This window comes from Brevundimonas basaltis, from assembly GCF_014202075.1.
GTDB lineage: Bacteria > Pseudomonadota > Alphaproteobacteria > Caulobacterales > Caulobacteraceae > Brevundimonas > Brevundimonas basaltis.
In genome coordinates, this window is record NZ_JACHFZ010000002.1 from 196402 (window position 1) to 217056 (window position 20655).

Consider the following 20655-nt stretch of genomic DNA (forward strand, 5'->3'; position numbering starts at 1 on the left):
GTATTTGGTGACGCATGGGCCCGGCCCCGCTAAAGCCAACCCATGAACGACGCGCCGAAAAAAGGCTGGCTGTCCCGCCTCAGCGAGGGCCTGTCCCGCTCCTCGAAACAGATGACCGAGCAGGTCGTCTCCGCCTTCGTCAAGGAACCGCTCAGCGAGGCCGCGCTCGAGGGGCTGGAGGAGCATCTGCTCGAGAGCGATCTCGGCCCGGCCGCCACCGACCGCATCGTCGAGCGCTTCCGCGACCTGCGCTTCGGGGCCGGCGCCAACGAACGCGAGGTCAAGGAGGCCCTGGCCGAGGCCGTCGCCGCCGAACTGGTCAACCACGAGGCGCGCTACGAGCCCCTCGACGGCCCGCGCCCCTTCGTCACCCTGTTCGTCGGGGTCAACGGCTCGGGCAAGACCACCACCCTCGGCAAGATCGCCGCCGACCTGACCGGTCAGGGGGCGAAGGTGATGATCGTCGCCTGCGACACCTTCCGCGCCGCCGCCCGCGAACAGCTCAAGGTCTGGGCCGAGCGCGCCGGGGCGACCTTCGAGAGCCGCCGCGACGGCGCCGACCCCGCCGGCCTCGCCTTCGACGCCTACACCCGGGCGAAGGCCGAAGGCTTCGACGTCGTCCTGATCGACACCGCCGGCCGGCTGCAGAACAAGTCGGCCCTGATGGACGAACTGCTCAAGATCGTCCGGGTGCTGAAGAAGATCGATCCCGAGGCCCCGCACGAGACCCTGCTGGTCCTCGACGCCACCGTCGGCCGCAACGCCCTGGCCCAGGAACAGATCTTCGGCCGCACCGCCTATGTCTCCGGCGTGGTCATGACCAAGCTGGACGGCACCGCCCGCGGCGGGGTTCTCGTCCCCGTGGCCCAGGCCTCCGATGCCCCGATCAAGCTGATCGGCGTCGGCGAGGGGATCGACGATCTGCAACCGTTCGACGCCCGGGCCTTTTCACGCTCTCTGGTGGGGCTCGAGGACTGACGCATGACCGAGCCTGAAACCCCCGCGCCGTCCCCCGCGCCCAAGGAGTCGAACCTGCGCCAGCTGGTCGATTTCAGCGGCCTGCTCGCCTTCGGCCTCGCCTTTCTGGTCTTCCGCCTGCGCGGCCTCGACGGCGACGCCGCCCTCGTCAACGCCACCTGGTTCCTCGTCGCCGGCTCCGCCGTCGGCGTCGCGGTCGGCCTGGTCGTCGAGAAGCGGCTGGCCCTGCTGCCGCTGATCGTGGGCGGGTTCGCCCTCGTCTTCGGCCTGCTCACCCTGCTCACCGGCGACGGTCTGTGGGTCAAGCTGAAGGTCTCCATCCTCAACGCCAGCCTCGCCATCGCCCTGATCGGCGGTCTGGCCATGGGCAAACAGCCGCTGCGCGCCCTGCTCGGCACGGTCATCCCGATCAACGACCGGGCCTGGCGCATCCTGACCTTCCGCTACGGCCTGTTCTTTCTCGGCGTTGCGATCGTCAACGAACTGGTGCGCAGCGAGGCCCTCGTCGCCTGGGCGGCCGGCCAGATCGGGCGCGGCGACATCGACCCCGCCGACGTCTGGGTCAGCTTCCGCGGGGTGTTGTGGATCGCGTCGTCCGTGTTCGGCCTGTCGCAGATTCCGCTGATCCTGCGCAACCTGACCTCGACCGACAAGCCGGTCGATCCCATGGCCCCCGCCGAACCCGACCGCGCCCCCTGATATCCTCCCCCGACGGGGGAGGGGGACCGCGCAGCGGTGGAGGGGGCCTGTGTCGAACGCCCCCGGACCGTCCGTCGTCAAACCGTAAAGCGCGGCTGCTACCTCTGCGGCGCACCGAGGGGATACGGTTCAATGGTCAAGTCCGGAAACAAGGTCCGACGAAGCGGCCTCGCCGCCTCGCCCAGCCATCTGATGCACCGCGCCCTGCAGCTGGCGCTCGACATCTACGCCGAGGAGGCGGGCCCCGACGGCCTGACCCAGCGCCAGTTCGCCGTGCTCGAGGCGGTGTCCCACCGTTCCGGCCTGACCCAGACCGATCTGGTCCGCGCCACCGGCATCGACCGCTCGACCCTCGCCGACCTCGTCGCCCGCATGACCGCCAGGGGCCTGCTGGAGCGCGAGCGTTCGACCCTCGACGCCCGCGCCAAGGCGGTGCGCCTGTCCGCGGCCGGCGCCGCCGCCCTCGAGGCCGCCCGCCCGAAGGTCGAGGCCGCCGACAAACGCATCCTCGCCCTGCTGCCCAAGGCCAAGCGCGACGGCTTCCTCGCCCGCCTCGCCGAACTCGCCGGCGAGGCCGACGCGGCCCCCGACAAGGCCAAGGCCGAGGCCAAGGCCGCCAAAAAGGCCGCCAAGCTGGCCAAGAAGGCGGGCAAGCCCGAGAAGGCGAAGCTCAAGCTGGTCGAGCCGGCTTAAGGCGCCCTTCTCCCCTTGGGGGAGAAGGTGGCCCGGCAGGGCCGGATGAGGGGTGAGGCGGCTCCGGACCGACCGCCGGCCATTTCACCTCAGCCATCCCCCTCATCCGGACGGCGGCGCCGCCGACCGTCTCCCTCGGAGGGGAGAAGGACCACCGCGATCAGTCCATCAACTGCTGCGCCAGATACACATAGTGCCGCGCCCAGCGCCGCGCGTTGGCCACCGGATCGGCGTCATTGGAATGCCCGCCCGCCGTCTCCTCGTAATAGAGGTGGTCGTGGCCCTGATCCTGCAGCCGCGCCGCGAATTTGCGGGCGTGGCCCGGATGCACCCGGTCGTCGCGGGTGTTGGTGGTGATATAGACCCGCGGATAGTCCGCGTCCGGACGAAGTTGCTGATAGGCCGAATAGCGGGCGATGAAGGCCGCCTCTGCCGGGATGCGCGGATCTCCGTATTCGCCGATCCACGAGGCCCCGGCCGGCAGTTCGTGATAGCGCAGCATGTCGATCAGCGGGCTCTCGATCACCGCCGCATTGATCAGCTCCGGATGCTGGGTCACCGTCACCGAGGTCAGCACCCCGCCGTTCGACCGGCCGTAGATGCCGGTGCGGCGCGGCGAGGTGATGCCGCGCCGGTGCAGGTCCGCCGCCACCGCCGCGAAATCGTCGAAGGCCAGCTGGCGGTTTTCCTTCAGCACCGACTGGTGCCATTGCGGCCCGAACTCGCCGCCGCCGCGGATGTTGGCCTGGACGAAGACGCCGCCGTTCTCCAGCCACAGCTTGCCCATCTCGGGCTTGTAGGCGGGCGGGAACGACACCTGGAAACCGCCGTAGCCGAACAGGATGGTCGGCGCCGAGCCGTCCATGGCCATGTCGCGCGGCCGGGTGACGAAATACGGGATCTTCGTGCCGTCCGACGACGTCGCCTCGAACTGCTCGACCACATGGGTCGAGGCGTCGAACCGGGCCGGGGCGGTAGCGAGGGTTTCGGCCCGCCCCGCCGTGCCGACCCGGAGATCGAGCAGGCTGAGCGTCGCCGGGGTCAGGAAGCCCTCATAGCTGTAGAACAGGCGGTCGGAGCCCCGGCTGGAGTCGCCCAGGTGCACCGCGACGTTGTCGGGCGTCTCCAGGTCGGCCTTCGTCCAGCCGCGTCCACGAGTGTCGAGGAAGCGCATCATCCGCCCACGGACATTGTCATAGACGGTGGCGACGACGCGGTTGTCGAACACCGCCACCTCGTCGACCGACTGGCGGTCGGCGGGGCGGAACAGCACATCGGCGCGGCCCTGACCGTCGCGCAGCCCCGCCAGCGGCGCGGCCAGCAGGCTGCCGCCCTCGAAAGTCTCGCCCCCTTGCGTCCACGGCTCGTCGACGCTGAAGATCAGCTGGTCGCGCACCGCGCCGTGCACGCTGGCGCGGGCCGGCAGGCTCAGCTTGACCGTCTGTCCGTCCAGCCACTGCACCCGCTCGCTTCTGAAGGTGTCGAGCGGCCGGTTGAACAGCACCGCCAGCACCGCCCCGCGCCCGTCGCGCAGCACCGAGGAACTGACCCCATACCCGCCGTCGCCGATGTCGCCGCGATAGACCTCGGTCGCCTGCGCCAGCGTCTGGCCGCGCTTGAGCGCCTTGATGATGAAGGGATAGCCCGACTCCGTCAGGGTATTCGGTCCGAAATCGGTGGCCACCAGCAGGGTGTCGCGGTCCAGCCAGCTGAGGCGGTGTTTGCCCTCCGGCAGGTTGAAGCCGCCGGCCACGAAGGTCCGGGTCGTGGTGTCGAACTCGCGCACCACCACGGCGTCCTTGCCGCCGTCGCTCAGCGAGATCAGGCAGCGGGTCTCGTCGGGCGCGAGGCAATTGGCGCCCTTCCACACCCAGTCGCGGCCCTCGGCCTTCGCCAGGGCGTCGACGTCGATCAGCGTCTCCCACCGCGGCGCATCCGAGCGGTAGGAGTCCAGCGTCGTGCGCCGCCACAGCCCCTTGGGATTGGCCGCGTCCTGCCAGAAATTGCCGATCCCCTCGCCGAGGAAGCTTGGGCTCGGGATGCGGTCGGTCGCCGTCAGAATGGCCTCGGCCTGTTGACGGAAGGTCTCGTAGCGCCGGTCGCCCTCCAGCGAGGCCAGCGCCTTGCGGTTCGATTCCGCCACGAAGGCCATCGCCTCCGCGCCCTCGACCTGTTCCAGCGCCAGATGATCGTCGGCGGCGCGCACGCCCGCCGGCGTCAGGTCGACCGGAAAGTGGGGCGGCGCGGCGACCGGCGTCGCCAACGGCCCCTCGATCCGGTCCGGCGCGAGGCCGTAGATCGCATCCTCCGACGACCCCGTGGCGCAGGCGGCCAGCAGCAGGGCCGGGATCGAAACGGTGAGGATCAGTCGGGGGGTAAGACGCATATCTAAACTCCGTCATCCCCGGGCTTTTCCCGGGGATCCATCGATCGGTCGCACGGGCCGTCGGGGGTTCACATCGGGCCGTCTCCCATCCCGCCCGTGCGAAGGCCGGAATGGATCCCCGGGACAAGCCCGGGGATGACGGCGGTTCTACTCCGGCGCCGGGATCTGCGTGTCCATCAGCCGCCGCGTCAGATAGGTATATTCCAGCGCCAGCCGCCGCGCCGTCTCGCGCAGATTGGCGCCGGCCGCGTGGCCGCCGTCGGTGTTCTCGTAGAACAGCACCGGATAGCCCAGCGCCTCCAGCCGCGCCGCCGCCTTGCGGGCGTGGCCCGGGTGGACGCGGTCGTCCTTGGTCGAGGTGTGGATGAACACCTCCGGATAGGGCTGGCCCGCCGCGAGCCGCTGATAGGGCGAATACTCCTCGATCCACGCCCGCTCTTCCGGGATGTCCGGATTGCCGTATTCGGCGATCCACGAGGCGCCGGCCAGCAGTTTGTGGAAGCGCAGCATGTCGAACAGCGGCACCTGGATAACCGCCGCATTGATCAGGTCCGGCCGCTGGGTCAGCATCGCCCCCATGAACAGCCCGCCCTGGGAGCCGCCCATCACCCCGAGGCGCGGCTGCGAGGTGATGCGGCGCGCGATCAGGTCCTCGGCCACCGCCTGGAAGTCCTCGTGCGAGCGCTGGCGGTTCTCCTGCAGCGCCGCCTGGTGCCAGCGCGGCCCGAACTCGCCGCCGCCGCGCGTATTGGCGATGACATAGACCCCGCCGCGCTCCAGCCACAGCTTGCCGACCGTGGCCGAATAGCCGGGCAGCAGCGAGTTCTGGAAGCCGCCGTAGCCGTACAGCAGGGTCGGGTTCGACCCGTCCATCGGCATGTCGCCCTTGTGGACGACGAAATAGGGGATCCGCGTGCCGTCGGCCGAGGTGGCCTCGAACTGCTCGACCACCATGCCGGTGGCGTCGAACTTGGCCGGCAGCGATTTGACCACCTCCGCCTCGCCCGAGGCCGCGTCCGCCAGATAGAGGCTCGACGGGTTCAGATAGCCGGCCACGCTGACGAACACCCGGTCGTCGCGGTCGCTGGCCGAGCCGACCCCGACGGTGACGTTCTGCGGCAGGTCGAGCCGGGTGCGGCTCCATTCGCCGGCCGGGTTGGGCTCATAGACATAGACCGAGCCGCGCACGTTCTCGTACAGGGCCACGACCAGTTTGTTGCGGGTCGCGTTGATGCCCTCGACGGCCTCGCGCTCGCCCGGCCGGATGACCAGCTGCGCCGGCGTCGCCGGATCGGCCAGCCAGCGGTCGAGGTCCCAGGCGATGACGTCGCCGGTCCGGAACGCCTGTCCCGAGGGCGCGGTCCAGTCCTGGTCGGTGGTCACCACCAGCTGGCCCCGCACCAGGGCGTTGATGCTCGACTTGGCCGGCAGCGCCAGCTTCGTGGTCGTGCCGTCGGCGTTCAACCGGTGCGTCTCGCCCTCGTAGAAATTGATCCCGCGATTTATCAGGGTCGCCTTCACCACCCCGTCGGCGTCGCGCAGCGTATAGCCCGACACCGAGACGTCGGTCGGCTGGCCGGTGAACACGGTCGTCGCCTGGTCGAGGCTCTGGCCGCGCTTCAGCACCTTGACGATCATCGGATAGCCCGAGCTGGTCATCGTGCCCGGCCCGAAATCGCGCGAGACCAGCAGGGTGTTCTCGTCGACCCACGACGCCCCGCCCTTCGATTCCGGCAGCACGAAACCGCCTTCGACGAAGGTCTTGGTCGCCCGGTCGAACTCGCGCACCGTGACCGCGTCCTTGCCGCCGTCGGACAGGTTGATCAGGCAGCGGGTTTCCTGCGGCGGCAGGCAGCTGGCGCCCTTCCAGACCCAGTTCTTGCCCTCGGCCGCTGACAGGGCGTCGAGGTCCAGGATGGTCTCCCACTGCGGCTCGGCGGTGCGGTAGCTGTCGACCGTCGTGGTCCGCCACAGGCCGCGCACGTGCTCGGCGTCCTGCCAGAAATTGGTCAGGCTGCCGTCGTGGTTGAAGCCGACGCCGGGAATGCGGTCGCGGGCCTGGACGATCTCCAGCGCCTGCTGGTGCAGGGTCTCGAAGCGCGGGTCGCCGCGCAGCACGCCCAGCGAATGTTCGTTGTGCGCCTCGACCCATTCCATGGCCCGCGCACCGTCGATCTCCTCCAGCCACAGATACGGATCGGTCGCGTCCGAGGTCGCGAAACCGCCGGAAGCCTCGGCGGGGACAGGGGAGGGGGCGGTCTGGGCCATGGCGGCGCTCGAAAGGGCGGTGGAGGCGAGAAGCGCGGCGAGCGCGGCGGTGCGGATCATTCTGGGCATTCCCCGACAAAAGGTCGGCGGCACCTTAACGGCGGTCCGCCCCCCGGCAAGCCGCACCGGCCGGAGGTTACGGTTTTGTCATTTGCCGGGAGGGGCGAGGGGCGAGTGAAATGTGCGCGACAGCCGCTGCTCCGTCTCCTCCCCATGCAATGGGGAGGGGGACCCCGAAGGGGTGGAGGGGTTTACCTACTCGCCCCTCGCCCCTGGCCCCTGGCTTCACCGCCCCTCGTCCGGAATGCACAGCAGATTGCCGCACGCCTTGCAGTGCACCGCGTCCGGGTCGTGCGTCTGCAGGCCGCAGCGGTCGCAAGGATGGCGCACCTTGTGCGGTCGCAGCAGCGTCTGTCCCAGCCGCACGAACAGGGTCACCCCGCCCAGCATGATCAGGATCGAGACGACCCGGCCCCAGTCGCCCGGCAGCACGATGTCGCCATAGCCGGTCGTGGTCAGGCTGGTGACGGTGAAATACAGGGCGTCGATATAGCCGCTGATGCCTTCGTATCGGCCCATGAAGCTGGTGTAGACGAAGCCGGTGGCCACGAAGATGAAAGTCACCAGCGACACCAGGGCCTTGGTGGTGTCCTCGACCCGGGTGTCGTCATAGCGGCGGCCGACGGTGCGCCAGAAGAAGTCCGAGTGGATCAGGGTCCACAGCCTCAGCACCCGCAGGAAGCCGAGATTGAACATCAGCGGCGGGAACAGCAGGGTCCCCAGCACGAACAGGTCGATCCACACGATCGGCTTCCGCAGCCAGTCGCGCAGGTTCGAATAGGCCGAGGCCCGGGCCGCCAGGTCGGCGATCAGCACGGCGGCGATCAGATAGTCGATGATGTAGAAGATCAGCCCCTCGCCCCGCAGCAGGGGCGCGGCGATGAAGAAGGCGATGATGGCGAGGTCGACGACCAGCACCGCCAGCCGGAAGCGCACCGCCGTCCGCGACGTGCCGTGGTACAGCGCCCGCAGCCGGGGGCGCAGGCGCCAGCCTTCCTTCTCGGGTTCGGCGCTGGCGGGGGCGGTTTCGCGGCTCATCACGCAGCGATAACGCGCCTCGCTCGCGCAAGGAACCGGCAACCGCTATATCCGCGTCGATGACCCTCCGCCCCTTCGTCCGCATGAACGGCGCCGGCAACGACTTCGTCGTCGTCAATGCGCTCGAAACGCCGTTCGCGCCGACGGACGCAGAGGCGCGCGCCATCGCCGACCGCGAGGCCGGTCAGGGCTGCGACCAGCTGATCGCCATCGAGCCCTCCCCGACCGCCGACGCCTTCATGCGCGTCTGGAACGCCGACGGCGGCCAGGTCGAGACCTGCGGCAACGCCCTGCGCTGCGTCGGCTGGCTGCTGCTGGAATCGACCGGCAAGGACGCCGTCGTCATCGACACCCTCGGCGGCCCCACCACGGCATGGCGTGCCGAAAGCCCAGGCCGCGTCGGGTCGGGACCCGGAGGGCGGCGCGAAGCGTCAGCTTCAGAAGGGCCGACGACCGCGGCCCGCGTAAGGGTGGACATGGGAGAACCCGGCCTCGACTGGACCCAGGTGCCGCTGGCCGAGGCGATGGACACCCGCGGAATCGAGCTCCAGGTCGGCCCCATCGACGCCCCCCTCCTGCACACCCCCGGCGCGGTCTCGATGGGCAATCCGCACGTGGTCTTCTTCACCGACCGCCAGGACGACGCCTTCGTGCGCGGCTCCGGCTCGCTGGTCGAGCATCACCCGCTGTTCCCCGAGGGCGTCAACGTCGGCTTCGCCCACGTCCTCGCCCCCGACCGCATCCGCCTCAGGGTATGGGAGCGCGGCGCCGGCCTGACCAGGGCCTGCGGCACCGGCGCCTGCGCCGCCCTCGTCGCCGCCGCCCGCCGCGGGCTCGCCGTCCGCCGCGCCGTGATCGAGACCGACGGCGGCGAACTCGAAATTGACTGGGACGAGGCGACCGGCCACGTCTTCATGACCGGCCCGATCGAGATCGAGGGGACGGGGATGCTGACGATCTGACCCCGGCCTGCCTCTGGCGACGGCTGCTTACGGGTTCATCAGAAAGCCAATTGCTGCGCTGCAAGTTAATGTGCAATCCGCCTATCGAAATCACCCAACCCGTTGTTTTCCTTACCCTCGATCCGTGATCGAGCGTCCTGAACCCGCCTGAGGGCGGGGCCGATGTAGGATAGGGGCATCCCGTCGGTGGGGAGGGCGTCGGATCCACGTTCTCGATGGCGGCGGGCTGTGGTCGAGCGATGAAGCCCGGGCGAAGGATAGTTCGGGGGTCCTCGCGGGCGTCGATGGATGGCGCCCCTTGCTCGCCGCGCGCCTTGAGGTTCGGGCCGATGACGTCATCCAGAATGACGCCATGTCCGTCCCGCTTCGGTCCCGGCGACGGGGCCGGGGCGATCCGTCAAAGGCCCTCAGGAAGGCCGCCAGTCGGAGGGCGTGTGGAAAACGACCGCGCGGGACAGCACCGTCCCTTCCCGACCGTGACTGCACGGGCGGATCAGAAGGGCGGCCAGCCGGACTCGTCGAAACGGTATTCACATTCGCAACCGGGCGAGGCCCGGCTGTCCCGCGCCCTCCCTGCCTTTCGCGGCTCCTGCCCCGGAAGATGATGACGCACGCCCGCAACCGACGTTCAGGAGATACGTCCATGAAACCCCGCCCGATCCGCCGCGCCCGCCATATGGACCTGATCTATCGCGCCGTTCAGCGCGCCCGCCTCGACAGGCTCGCCAAGGGCGAGATCGAGCCCATCTGCCCGCGCGAGGAGTATTTCCTCTGGACCCTGGAGGCCATGGACCGCGTCGACCCCGACGATTTCGTCGTCTCCGGCCTGTTGTTCCTGGCGGAAAAGGAGGAGCGGGCGATTCAGGCCGAGCAGGCGGCGGCCGCCGCTGAACCTCCCGCCCTTCCCGCGCCCTGAACCGCCCCGGCCGCATCCGCCCGGTTGTCCGCGCCCGTCCCACGGCCTAGGAACAATCCTCCCCACCCGACCCTGCGGAAGCCTTGGCCGACATGCCCGACCTGACCGACAAACAGACCTTCTCCGACGAGGACGCGCTGGAATTCCACCGCTCGCCGACCCCGGGCAAGATCTCCATGGCCCCGACCAAGCCGATGGCGACCCAGCGCGACCTGTCGCTGGCCTATTCGCCGGGCGTGGCCGTGCCGGTGCTGGCCATCGCCGATGACGTCGACAAGGCCTACGACTACACCTCCAAGGGCAATCTGGTCGCCGTCATCTCCAACGGCACGGCCATCCTCGGCCTCGGCAACCTCGGCCACATGGCCTCCAAGCCGGTGATGGAGGGCAAGTCCGTCCTGTTCAAACGCTTCGCCGACGTCGACAGCTTCGACGTCGAGGTCAAGACCACCGACCCGGACGAGTTCATCACCGTGGTCAAGAACATCGGCGACACCTGGGGCGGCATCAATCTGGAGGACATCAAGTCCCCGGAATGTTTCGAGATCGAGGCCCAGCTTCAGGACCTGCTCGACATCCCGGTCTTCCACGACGACCAGCACGGCACCGCCATCATCTCGACCGCCGGCCTGATCAACGCCGCCCACATCGCCGGCAAGAAGCTGGAAGACCTCAAGGTCGTGCTGGCCGGCGCCGGCGCGGCGGGTCTGTCCTCGATCGGCCTGATGAAGGCCGCCGGCGTGAAGGCCGAAAACACCGTCATCGTCGACCGCGAGGGGGTGGTCTGGAAGGGCCGCGCCAACGTCGATCAGTGGAAGGCGGCCCACGCCACGGACACGCCGCACCGCACCCTCGCCGAGGCCATGGTCGGCGCCGATGTCGTTCTGGGGCTCGCCGCCAAGGGCGCGATCACGAAAGAGATGGTCGCCTCCATGGCGCCCAATCCGATCATCTTCGCCATGGCCAATCCGGACCCGGAGATCACCCCGGAAGACGTCATCTCGGTGCGCGACGACGCCATCATCGCCACCGGCCGGTCGGACTATCCGAACCAGGTCAACAACGTTCTCGGCTTCCCCTACATCTTCCGCGGCGCCCTCGACGTCCGCGCCCGCCGCGTCAATCACGAGATGAAGGTGGCCTGCGCCCAGGCCCTCGCCGCCCTCGCCCGCGAGGATGTGCCCGACGAGGTCGCCGCCGCCTATCGCGGCCGCAAGCTCAAATTCGGCCGCGACTACATCATCCCGACGCCGTTCGACCCGCGCCTGATCTGGTACATCCCGCCCTTCGTGGCCCAGGCCGCCATGGACACCGGCGTGGCCCGCAAGCCGATCGAGGACATGGAGGCCTACCGCACCCAGCTGCGCTCGCGGCTCGATCCGTCGGCCGCCCTGGTGCAGAATATCTCGGGCGCCGTGCGCGCCGCTCCGAACAAGCGCGTCGTCTTCGCCGAGGGCGAGGAGACCGCCGTCATCCGCGCCGCCTGGGGCTTCAAACAGGCCGAACTGGGCACGCCGATCCTGCTCGGCCGCGAGGAGCTGATCCGCAAGAACGCCGCCGAGGCGGGGCTCAATTTCGAAGAGATGGGCATCGAGATCGTCAACGCCCGCGTCTCCGAGCACAATGTCGAATACACCGACTGGCTCTACGCCCGCCTGCAGCGCCGCGGCTATCTGCGCCGCGATGTGCAGCGGATGATCAACCAGGACCGCAACTATTTCGGCGCCGCCATGTGCGCCCGCGGCCAGGCCGACTGCATGGTCACCGGCGTGACCCGCAATTTCAACATGGTGCTCAAGGAGGTCCGCCGCGTCCTCGACGTGCGCGAGCGGATGATCGGCCTGTCGATCCTTCTGGCCAGGGGGCGCACCCTGTTCGTCGCCGACACCTCGATCCACGAGCTGCCCGGCGCCGAGGATCTCGCCGACATCGCCGTCCAGGCCGCCGCCACCGTGCGCCGGCTGGGCCGCAATCCGCGCGTCGCCTTCCTCAGCTATTCGTCCTTCGGCAACCCGCCCGGCGACCGCGGCGAGATGATCCGCGAGGCGATCCGCCTGCTCGACCAGCGCGGCGTCGATTTCGAATACGAGGGCGAGATGCCGGCCGAGCTGGCGCTCGATCCCGAGGCCCGCGCCGCCTACCCCTTCATGCGCCTGTCCAAGGACGCCAATGTGCTGGTCATGCCCGGCATCCACTCGGCCGCCATCTCGACCCGGCTGGTCCAGGCCCTCGGCGGCGCCACGGTGATCGGCCCCCTGCTGGTCGGCCTCGAACGCTCGGTCCAGATCGTCTCCCTCGGCGCCTCGGTCTCCGAAATCATCACCGCCGCCACCTTCGCCGCCTACGAGGAGGGGGCGAAGGGGGAGTAGCTCAGGTCTTTGACATCGTGAACGGTCAGGAAGACCGCGCCGCCGCGGCGGCCTCTTCCTCCCGCGCCTTCTGCTCCGCCATCACCGCCGGCTGCCGCTTGGCGACATAGAAGGCGAGGAAGATGGCGAAGATTCCGATGACGGTCGAATACAGGAAGAAGGTGAAATAGCCGGCGCCCAGCCCGGCCACCGACACCCCGCTCTTGGCCGCACCCTCGACCAGCGAGCCGTCCGGCATCCGGGTGAAAAGGCCCTTGAACATGGCGGGCAAACCGCCTGCGTCCGCCCATCGCGCCGAGCCCTCGATGATCTTCCCGGACTGGGTGGCGATGATCTTGCCGGGCAGGGCGTAGAGTGAGCTGAACAGCGCATACTGGGTCGCCGTGAAGCCGATCGACGTCAGGCTGGACATGTAGGCGATCAGCGCTGTGCCGGCGATGCCGGTCGCGACATTGTCGATGCTGATGGCGATGAAAAGGGCGGGCAGATCGTGGCCCTGCGTCGCCAGCCAGGCGAAGACGAGGTTCGAAACCGGGCTCATGAAGGCTCCGATGACCATGGTCCGGATCAGGCCGAGCCTCGCCACCATCCAGCCGCCGGCCACGACGCCGAGCGAGGTCGCCACCACCCCGAACACCTTTCGAACCTCGGCGATCTCGATCTTGGTGAAGCCGAGGTCCTGATAGAAGGGGTTCATGATGTTGAGCACGAAATCGGCCAGCCGGTAGAGACAGATCAACGCCAGGATCGGCACCGCCAGCTTTCCGAACCGGATCAGGAAATCCATCAGCGGCTCGCCGAACGATCCGGCCAGATAGGCGCCCGGTCGGGTCCTCATGCCCGGCAGGGGCCAGCAGGCCGCCGCCAGCAGGCCGAAGCCGCCGATGACATAGGCGAACTGCAGCAGCACGCCCGAGGCGTCGCTGTTCTCGAGGCCGGCCGTGATCATGGCGCGAGCGGAGTCGTCCAGCACGCCGCCGAAGGCCCACAGCAAGGCGTCGGGTTTGTCCGTCAAACCGGTGCCGATGATCAGGGCGGCCACCACGATCAGACCCAGCCGCACGATCCACTCGACCACCTCGAACGCGGGACGCGAGGGGATGTCGCCGACCGGTATGGGCCGGATGATGTGTTTCTTCTCGCGCGGGGCCAGCAGCACGCCCAGCACGCCGAAGCCCATCAGGGCGGCCATGACGGCGTAGGAGAAGTTCCAGTTGTAGATCTGGGCCAGAATCAGCGGCACGGCCCCGGCGACGATCTGGGCGACCCGCCAGCCGAGCTGGTAGGCGGCCGCCATCGCGCCCTGTCGGCTGTCGTCGGCGGCCTCGATCCGCCACGCGTCGATGGCGATGTCCTGGGTGGCGCCGAAAAAGCCGACGATGACCGCGAACAGGGCGACCATGCCCAGCGCGGACCGGGGATCCGACCCCGAGATCAGCCACAGACCGAGGATCAGAACCGCCTGCGTCGCTAGCATCCATGACCGGCGGTGGCCCAGCCATTTGGTGAGGACGGGAATATTGGTTCGGTCCAGCAGAGGAGCCCAGACGAACTTCAGCGCATAGGTCAGCGTCGCCAGACCGAAGAAGGCGATCACTTCCAGCGAGACCCCGTCGTCCCTCAGCCAGGCCGAGAGGGTGTCGAAAATCAGCAGATTGGGCAGGCCCGAGGCGAAGCCCAGCAACAGCATCACGAAGATGCGCCGCTCGCCGTAGACCGCGAAGCCCGCGAGTCCGCGCGCGGGTGTTTCGGGGGTGTCGGCGTCAGTCATTCAGGGGTCCCTCTTGTGACGCCCCCCGGCGTCCTATCCGGCGGCGACCTTGGCGCGGTCCGCGCTCTTCGTCCAGCGGGTCAGAGAGGCGCGCAGCGACTCCAGCTCCAGCGGCTTGACCAGATGGTCGTCCATCCCGGCCTCGAGACAGGCGCGGCGGTCTTCGGCGAAGGCGTTGGCGGTCAGGGCCACGATCGGGGTCTCGTCGCCGCGGGCGCGGATGGCGCGCGCGGCGCTGGGGCCGTCCATGCCCGGCATGCGCATGTCCATAAAGACGAGGTCGTAGCGGGCCCGCTTCAGCGCATCGAGCGCCTCATGGCCGCTGGCGGCGGTCTCGACCGCGCAGCCTTCGCGCTTGAGCAGGGTCGAGGCCAGCAGCGCCCCGACCGGATTGTCCTCGACCAGCAGCACCCGGATGCCCGAGAACCGGGTCAGGGCGACGCGGTCGTCCTCGGGCGGCGGCGGCGGCGGTCCGGGCTGCATCGTCAGCTGCGCGCCCGAGGCGGCCAGCACCCGCTCGGCCACCGAGGCCCGGCGCAGCGGCTTGATCAGATAGCCGTGGAAACCGCTCGAGCGGTAGCGGGCGATCAGGTCGCGCTCCGACGGTTTGAGCAGCACCACGGCGCGCCCATCCGCCGGCCGCGGCACGAGGCCCTGACCCGCCGGGCGGGCGGCGTGATCGATCAGCAGCACCGGCGCCTTGGCGGTCACCGTCCCGCCGGAGGCCTCGATCTGGGCCGCGGCGGCGGCGCGCACGAACGGGTCCGGGCTGACCACGGCGACGGCCTGACCGGCCAGCGACACGGCGCACCGCGGCGGCATATGCTTCGCCGCCGGGAAGGCCGCCTCGAAGCGGAAACGCGCGCCGGGGCCGTCCGGCCGGTCGGCGACGCTGACCGTCCCGCCCATGGCATGCGCCAGCTTGCGGACCACGGCCAGCCCCAGACCGGCCCCGCCGAAGCGGCTGGCGTCCGAGGCGTCGACGTGGCCGAACTCCTCGAAGATGCGGCCGCGCGCCTCGGCCGGAATGCCCGGTCCGGTGTCGTCGACGATGAAGGCCAGCTTCGGCGTCTTCAGCGATCCGCCGGACCGCTCGACCGTGATCCGCACCCCGCCGGTCTCGGCGAACTTCACAGCATTACCGGCCAGGTTGAACAGCACCTGCCGCAGCCGGCCCTCGTCGGCCATGATATCGACCGCCTCCGGCGCCACCGACCAGGCGATCTCCAGTCCCTTGTCGTGCGCCCGCGGGCTGAGCAGTTCCGCCACGCCACGGACCAGGCCTTCGAGGTCGACGGGCGCGGAGTCGAACTCCAGCCGGTCGGCCTCGAGCCGGGCGTAGTCGAGCAGGTCGTTGACGAGGCCGAGCAGGTGTTCGGCCGACGACCGCGCGGCCTCGGCATAGGCCCGCTGGGCCCCGTCCAGCCGCGTCCGCGACAGCAGGCCGAGCATGCCGATGACGCCGTTCAGCGGGGTGCGCATCTCGTGGCTCATCAGCCGCAGGAACTGCTGCTCGGCGGCTTCGACCGCCGGAGGTTCCGCCGCCGCCACGACCGTGTCCGAACTCGCCTTCTTGGAACGCGCCATACTGATCCCTCTCGTCCCGGGATCATGGCGAAGATGTCTTAAGGCTGCTTCAAGCGGGTCGGTTAAGGAAGTCTGAGATCAGTACGCAGGCGCCCCGGTCCGCCCATCGTGCGCCCCCGCCTGCCGGTCGAAGTCGGCGTGGGCGCCGATGGTCGAGCGGCGGTGCACCAGAGCCTCGGCGATGCGCCGGCGCAGCACCCCGTCGCAGCCGTCAAGATCGGCGATGGTGCGGGCCAGCCGGAGCGTCCGGGTCCAGCCCCGGGCGGTCAGGCCGCCGGCCTCCCCGGCCCGCATCAGCAGGGCGCGGCCCGCCTCGTCCGGGGTGGCGAAGCGGTCCAGCGTTTCGCCCGAGGCGCGGGCATTCACGGCCTGGTCGCGGGCGGCGTCCGGATCGATGCCGGCGGCGCGCAACCGCTCCTCCTGCATGGCGCGGGCGGCGAGGACCCGAGCGCAGGCTTCCGCCGTGCCCTCGGCCGGCGGCGGCAGGGCCATGTCGGCGGCGGTCACCGGCGGCGTCTCCACGGTCAGGTCGATGCGGTCGAACATCGGACCCGAAATGCGGTTCTGGTAGTCGCGCTGGCAGCGCGGAGCCTTGCCGCAGGCGCCCTTGCCGCCCCCGCCCAGCCCGCAGCGGCACGGGTTCATCGCCGCCACCAGCTGGAACCGCGCCGGATAACGGACATGGGCGTTGGCACGGGCGACCACGATTTCGCCGGTCTCGAGGGGCTGGCGAAGCGAGTCGAGGGCCTGTGCGGAATATTCCGGCAGCTCGTCGAGGAAGAGGACTCCGTTGTGCGCGAGGGAGGCCTCGCCCGGTTTGGCCCGGATGCCGCCGCCGGTCAGGGCCGCCATCGAGGCGGAGTGATGTGGGCTTCGGAACGGACGGTCGCGGGTCAAGGCCCCCCGCTCGATCAATCCGGCCACGGACCAGACCATCGATGTCTCGAGCAGCTCCCTGGGCGTCAGCGGCGGCAGAAGACCGGGCAGGCGCGCCGCCATCATCGACTTGCCCGACCCCGGCGGGCCGACAAACAACAGGTTGTGGCCGCCCGCCGCCGCTATTTCCAGCGCCCGCTTGGCGCTCTCCTGGCCCTTGACCTCGTTCAGATCGGGCACGCGCTCGCCGGACCGCATCGCCCCCGGCTCGGGTCGGCGCAGCACCTGGACGCCCTTGAAGTGATTGACCAGCCCGATCAGCGATCGGGGCGCCAGCACCGCCACCTCGCCGGCCCAGGCCGCCTCCGGCCCATTGGCCTCCGGGCAGATCAGGCCCAGCCCCATGGCGTCGGCAGCGACTGCGGCCGGCAGGGTTCCGCCCACCGGTGCGATCTGGCCGTCCAGCCCCAACTCCCCCACGGCCGCCCAGCCCGTCAGCGCATCGGGCGGGATGACGCCCATCGAGGCGAGCAGGGCGAGGGCGATGGGCAGGTCGAAATGGCTGCCTTCCTTGGGCAGGTCGGCGGGCGCCAGATTGACGATCACCCGCCGTGACGGGAGCGCCAGGCCGATGCCGCCGAAGGCGCCCCGCACCCGCTCCCGGCTCTCGGCCACCGCCTTGTCCGCCAGGCCGACGAGGGTGAAGGAGCCCTCCTGCGCCGAAAGTTGCGACACCTGAACATCGACGCGGCGGGCGTCCACGCCCTCGAACGCCACCGTGACGACATTGGCCAGCATGGGTCGCTCTCCCGTTGCGAGAAGAACGAACCACGAACAGACACGTTTTACAAGAGCGGCGTTATCCGGACGAATCCGCCCGTTTGCGCTCGATCGCATCCCACATCAGCGCCGCCGCATCGACGCCGGTGAAGCGTTTCAACTGCTGCGCGCCCGTCGGCGACGTGACGTTAATCTCGGTCAGATATTCGCCGATCACGTCGATGCCGACGAAGATCAGGCCGTGATCGCGCAAATACGGTCCGATGGTGGCGCAAATTTCGCGGTCGCGAGCGGTCAACTCCACTGGCGCCGCCGTGCCGCCGACGTGCAGGTTGGAACGCACCTGACCCGCCGCCGGAATCCGGTTGATGGCCCCGACCGGTTCGCCGTCGATCAGCAGGATGCGTTTGTCGCCCTTCGACACCGCGGGAATGAATTTCTGGATCACCAGCGGATCGCGGCTGCCGACGGCATGGATCTCGATCAGAGCCTCGAGATTGGGGTCATCCGACCTGAGCTTGATGACGCCCGATCCGCCCGCGCCGTGCAGCGGCTTGAGCACCACATCGCCGTGGCGCTTGTGGAAGTCGACCAGCGCCACCGGGTCTGAACTGATCAGGGTCGGCGGCGTCAGGCCGGGGAATTTCGTCACCAGCAGCTTTTCGGGCGCCGAGCGCACCTCGGCGGGGTCGTTCACCACCAGGGTCTTCGGATGCACAGTCTCGAGCAGATAGGTGGCGGTGACATAGGCCATGTCGAAGGGCGGGTCCTGACGCATCAGGATGACGTCGACGTCCTGCGACAGGTCCAGCTTCACCTCGTCGCCGAACCTGACGTGATCGCCGGCGGTCTGGCGCAAGGTCACCGCCCGGGCGCGGCAAAACAGCCGCCCGTCCTCGAGCGCCAGGGTACGGAAGTCGTAGACCCAGACGGGATAGCCCCGGTTCTGCGCCTCCATGGCTTGCATGAAGGTGGTGTCAGACTCGATGTCGACCGCCTCGATGGGGTCCATCTGGATCGCGACTCTGGGCATGGGATGTCCTTCCGGGCGGGCGAACCTTGGCTAATGGGCAGCGCGGAAGGCCGGCGCAAGCCCCGGCTTCAGGCAGTCCGAAGCGCGATGGACCGATATCAGTTCAGCTGCAGCCGGACCCGGTCGACCGATATCCGGCGATGCGCTTCGGCCGGGTCGTCGACGGAGCGGGCCCGCGCCAAGGCCTCCAGCGCCCCGGCCAGCGCGCCCTGCTTCTCGCGCGCGGCGGCCACGTCCAGCCACGGCCGGTGATCCTCCGGATCGAGCAGGGCCCGGCGCAGCGCCGACCGCTCGGCGCCCTCATAGTCCTCAGCCCTCAGCGCCCGGCTGAACAGCACATTCTGCAGTCGCACCAAGGCCTGCCGGTCGCTCACAGGGGCCATCAACACGTCCAGCCGATCGGCGACATGCGGCGTCAACCCGGCCCTGAGCGCCCGGCGGGTCAGTTCCGACGGCAGAACCAACCGGCCCTGGCTGAACGGATCGAGCGCCACAGGTCCCTCAGTCGTCTCGACCCGCAACAGGAAATGCCCCGGAAAATCGACGCCCTGCGCCCGCACCCCGACCCGTCGCGCGGCGTCGATGTAGAAAATCGCCAACGTCGCCGACAGGCCGCGCCGCCGCTCGGCCACGTCGATCACATCGGTATTGCCCGGATGGTCATAGCTCAACAGGTCGCCGTTCAGCCGCATGTCCGCAGCCATGGTCTCGGCCAGCGCGTCGTCCGGGCTCTCGCTGCCGACCCGCTCGGCCAGACGTTCGGCGGCGTTGCTTGCGAGGGTGCGCACCGGCTCGGGATTGCGGAAGGGATAGTCGTGGATGGCGCAGGCGATCGCGGCGTCGAGCAACGGGAAGGCCCCGTCGTCGGCCTGGCCCGCCTCCGTCAGCACGGATTCGGCTTCCTCGCGCGTCACGCCCGCCCCCTTCCGAACGGCTCAACGCCCCGACGATGACGCGGAAGCCGGCCCGGAGCCAGCGCCACCATATCGATTCTGAGCACATGTCCGGCCAAGCTGGGTCTTTGGCGCAACACCGCGCGGCCCGCGGCCAGCAGGCGATCGTACTGGTTCGCGCTCAGCGCCGAGAGAGCCAGGTCGAGGGTGGCGCGGCGCTTGACCTCGACCACCGCCAGCACCCGCCCGCGCCGGGCGAGGATGTCGATCTCCCCCGCCCGGGTCTTCAGGCGGAAGCCGAGCAGCTGATAGCCCCGGAACATCAGCAGCGCCGCGGCCAGCCACTCCGAACGGTGGCCCTCGCGATGGGACAGGGCGCCGAGCGCCACGCGCCAGCCGCGCTTGGCCGTCACGACCCTCGGCGCCTTGAGGCGAACCGGGGGCCGCGCGCCGCTCATCGACCCTGCAGCTCCAATGCCCGCTTGTAGAGCGGTTTGCGGGGCAGGTTCAGAGCCTTGGACACCTCCGCCGCCGCCTCGCCGGGCGGCAGGCGGGTCATCGCCTCGGCCAGGGCCGCATCGGCGTCGGCTTCCGAGGCGACCTCAATCTCGCCGGGACCGACGACGACGACGATCTCCCCCTTCGGCGCCTGGCAACGAGGGTCGGAGGCCAGATCCGCGAGCGAGCCCCGGATGCACGCCTCGTAGAGCTTGGTCAGTTCGCGGGCGACGGCGGCGGGACGCGGTCCCAGCACGGCGGCCATGTCAGACAGGCTGTCGGCCAGGCGGGGGCCGCTTTCGAAGAAGACCAGCGTCTGCCGGCCGGTGCGTAACTCTTCCAGCGCCGTCCGCCTCGCGCCGGATTTCGGCGGCAGGAAGCCGGCGAACAGCACCCGGTCGGCAGGCTGGCCCGCGATGCACAACGCCGCCAGCAGGCTGGAAGCTCCCGGAATGGGATGCACCGGCAGGCCTTCCGCGATCACGGCCCGCGCCACCACGAAACCCGGGTCGCTGACCAGCGGCGTGCCCGCGTCGGAGACCAGCGCCACCACCGCCCCCTCACGCAGCCGCTCGATCGCCAGCTCCGCCGCCCGCGCCGAGGCGTGGTCGTCGCAGCGCTCCAGCTTCGCCTTCAGCCCATAGGCCGAGAGCAGCTTGCCGGTGACGCGGGTATCCTCGGCCAGCACCAGATCGGCGGCCGCCAGCACGTCGAGGGCCCGCAGTGTCATGTCGCGCAGGTTCCCGATCGGCGTCGCCACCAGATACAGGCCCGGCGCGACCGGGCGCGGCGGCGGGGCGGTCGGGGGAAAGACGGACGGGTCGGGCATCGGCTGAACCGTGCCAGCG

The 20655-nt window shown here is 69.6% G+C and carries 16 protein-coding genes; 6 read left to right on the plus strand and 10 right to left on the minus strand.

All coding sequences use genetic code 11. The features are described 5' to 3' along the window. Nucleotides 1-42 precede the first annotated feature (42 nt). From ftsY to HNQ67_RS05465, 3 genes are all read left to right on the plus strand, one after another. The gene (gene ftsY / locus HNQ67_RS05455) at nt 43-978 is read left to right on the plus strand and encodes a signal recognition particle-docking protein FtsY (protein ID WP_183253183.1); all 936 of its coding nucleotides are present in this window, start codon (nt 43-45) and stop codon (nt 976-978) included. Between the two features lie 3 nt (nt 979-981). Next, nucleotides 982-1677 carry an inner membrane-spanning protein YciB gene (locus HNQ67_RS05460; protein WP_183253185.1) on the plus strand — a complete coding sequence of 232 codons (696 nt, stop codon included), beginning with the start codon at nt 982-984 and terminating at the stop codon, nt 1675-1677. 132 nt (nt 1678-1809) lie between these two features. Further along, complete coding sequence (locus HNQ67_RS05465) at nt 1810-2370, plus strand: MarR family winged helix-turn-helix transcriptional regulator (protein ID WP_183253187.1); 561 nt, start codon at nt 1810-1812, stop codon at nt 2368-2370. 160 nt (nt 2371-2530) lie between these two features. Here HNQ67_RS05465 and HNQ67_RS05470 read toward each other — a convergent pair whose 3' ends face one another. The 3 genes from HNQ67_RS05470 to HNQ67_RS05480 all read right to left on the minus strand — a co-directional run bounded on the left by HNQ67_RS05470 (nt 2531) and on the right by HNQ67_RS05480 (nt 8122). Further along, entirely contained in the window at nt 2531-4756 is a 2226-nt protein-coding gene (locus tag HNQ67_RS05470; RefSeq protein ID WP_183253189.1) for a prolyl oligopeptidase family serine peptidase, read from the minus strand. A 147-nt stretch (nt 4757-4903) separates the two neighbouring features. Next, nucleotides 4904-7084: a prolyl oligopeptidase family serine peptidase gene (locus HNQ67_RS05475; RefSeq protein ID WP_183253191.1), complete on the minus strand. Its 2181-nt coding sequence runs from the start codon at nt 7082-7084 to the stop codon at nt 4904-4906. 225 nt (nt 7085-7309) lie between these two features. Beyond that, entirely contained in the window at nt 7310-8122 is an 813-nt protein-coding gene (locus HNQ67_RS05480; protein ID WP_183253193.1) for a potassium channel family protein, read from the minus strand. Between the two features lie 59 nt (nt 8123-8181). On the opposite strand from HNQ67_RS05480, the gene dapF reads away from it, so the two are divergent. The 3 genes from dapF to HNQ67_RS05495 all read left to right on the plus strand — a co-directional run bounded on the left by dapF (nt 8182) and on the right by HNQ67_RS05495 (nt 12369). Beyond that, the gene (gene dapF / locus HNQ67_RS05485; protein ID WP_183253195.1) at nt 8182-9084 is read left to right on the plus strand and encodes a diaminopimelate epimerase; all 903 of its coding nucleotides are present in this window, start codon (nt 8182-8184) and stop codon (nt 9082-9084) included. 643 nt (nt 9085-9727) lie between these two features. Then, nucleotides 9728-10000 (plus strand): hypothetical protein, encoded by a 273-nt coding sequence (locus HNQ67_RS05490; RefSeq protein ID WP_183253197.1) that lies wholly within the window; start codon nt 9728-9730, stop codon nt 9998-10000. A 92-nt stretch (nt 10001-10092) separates the two neighbouring features. Further along, complete coding sequence (locus tag HNQ67_RS05495; protein ID WP_183253198.1) at nt 10093-12369, plus strand: NADP-dependent malic enzyme; 2277 nt, start codon at nt 10093-10095, stop codon at nt 12367-12369. Between the two features lie 25 nt (nt 12370-12394). On the opposite strand, the gene HNQ67_RS05500 is transcribed toward HNQ67_RS05495, so the two are convergent. The 7 genes from HNQ67_RS05500 to rsmI form a co-directional block, all read right to left on the minus strand. Beyond that, nucleotides 12395-14140: an AmpG family muropeptide MFS transporter gene (locus HNQ67_RS05500; protein WP_183253200.1), complete on the minus strand. Its 1746-nt coding sequence runs from the start codon at nt 14138-14140 to the stop codon at nt 12395-12397. Between the two features lie 33 nt (nt 14141-14173). Further along, entirely contained in the window at nt 14174-15727 is a 1554-nt protein-coding gene (locus HNQ67_RS05505) for a response regulator (protein WP_183253202.1), read from the minus strand. Nucleotides 15728-15805: 78 nt separating this feature from the next. Beyond that, on the minus strand, nt 15806-17401 hold the full coding sequence (locus HNQ67_RS05510) for a YifB family Mg chelatase-like AAA ATPase (protein WP_183253204.1): 1596 nt from the start codon (nt 17399-17401) through the stop codon (nt 15806-15808). Between the two features lie 61 nt (nt 17402-17462). Further along, entirely contained in the window at nt 17463-18416 is a 954-nt protein-coding gene (gene gshB, locus HNQ67_RS05515) for a glutathione synthase (RefSeq protein ID WP_183253206.1), read from the minus strand. Nucleotides 18417-18514: 98 nt separating this feature from the next. Next, the gene (locus HNQ67_RS05520; protein WP_183253207.1) at nt 18515-19330 is read right to left on the minus strand and encodes a transglutaminase family protein; all 816 of its coding nucleotides are present in this window, start codon (nt 19328-19330) and stop codon (nt 18515-18517) included. After that, complete coding sequence (locus HNQ67_RS05525) at nt 19327-19767, minus strand: YraN family protein (RefSeq protein ID WP_183253209.1); 441 nt, start codon at nt 19765-19767, stop codon at nt 19327-19329. The genes HNQ67_RS05520 and HNQ67_RS05525 overlap by 4 nt, the downstream gene beginning before the upstream one ends. Continuing rightward, a complete protein-coding gene (gene rsmI / locus HNQ67_RS05530) occupies nt 19764-20636 on the minus strand; it encodes a 16S rRNA (cytidine(1402)-2'-O)-methyltransferase (RefSeq protein WP_183253211.1) in 873 nt (290 codons plus the stop codon). Before rsmI ends, HNQ67_RS05525 begins: the two co-directional genes overlap by 4 nt. Nucleotides 20637-20655 lie beyond the last annotated feature (19 nt).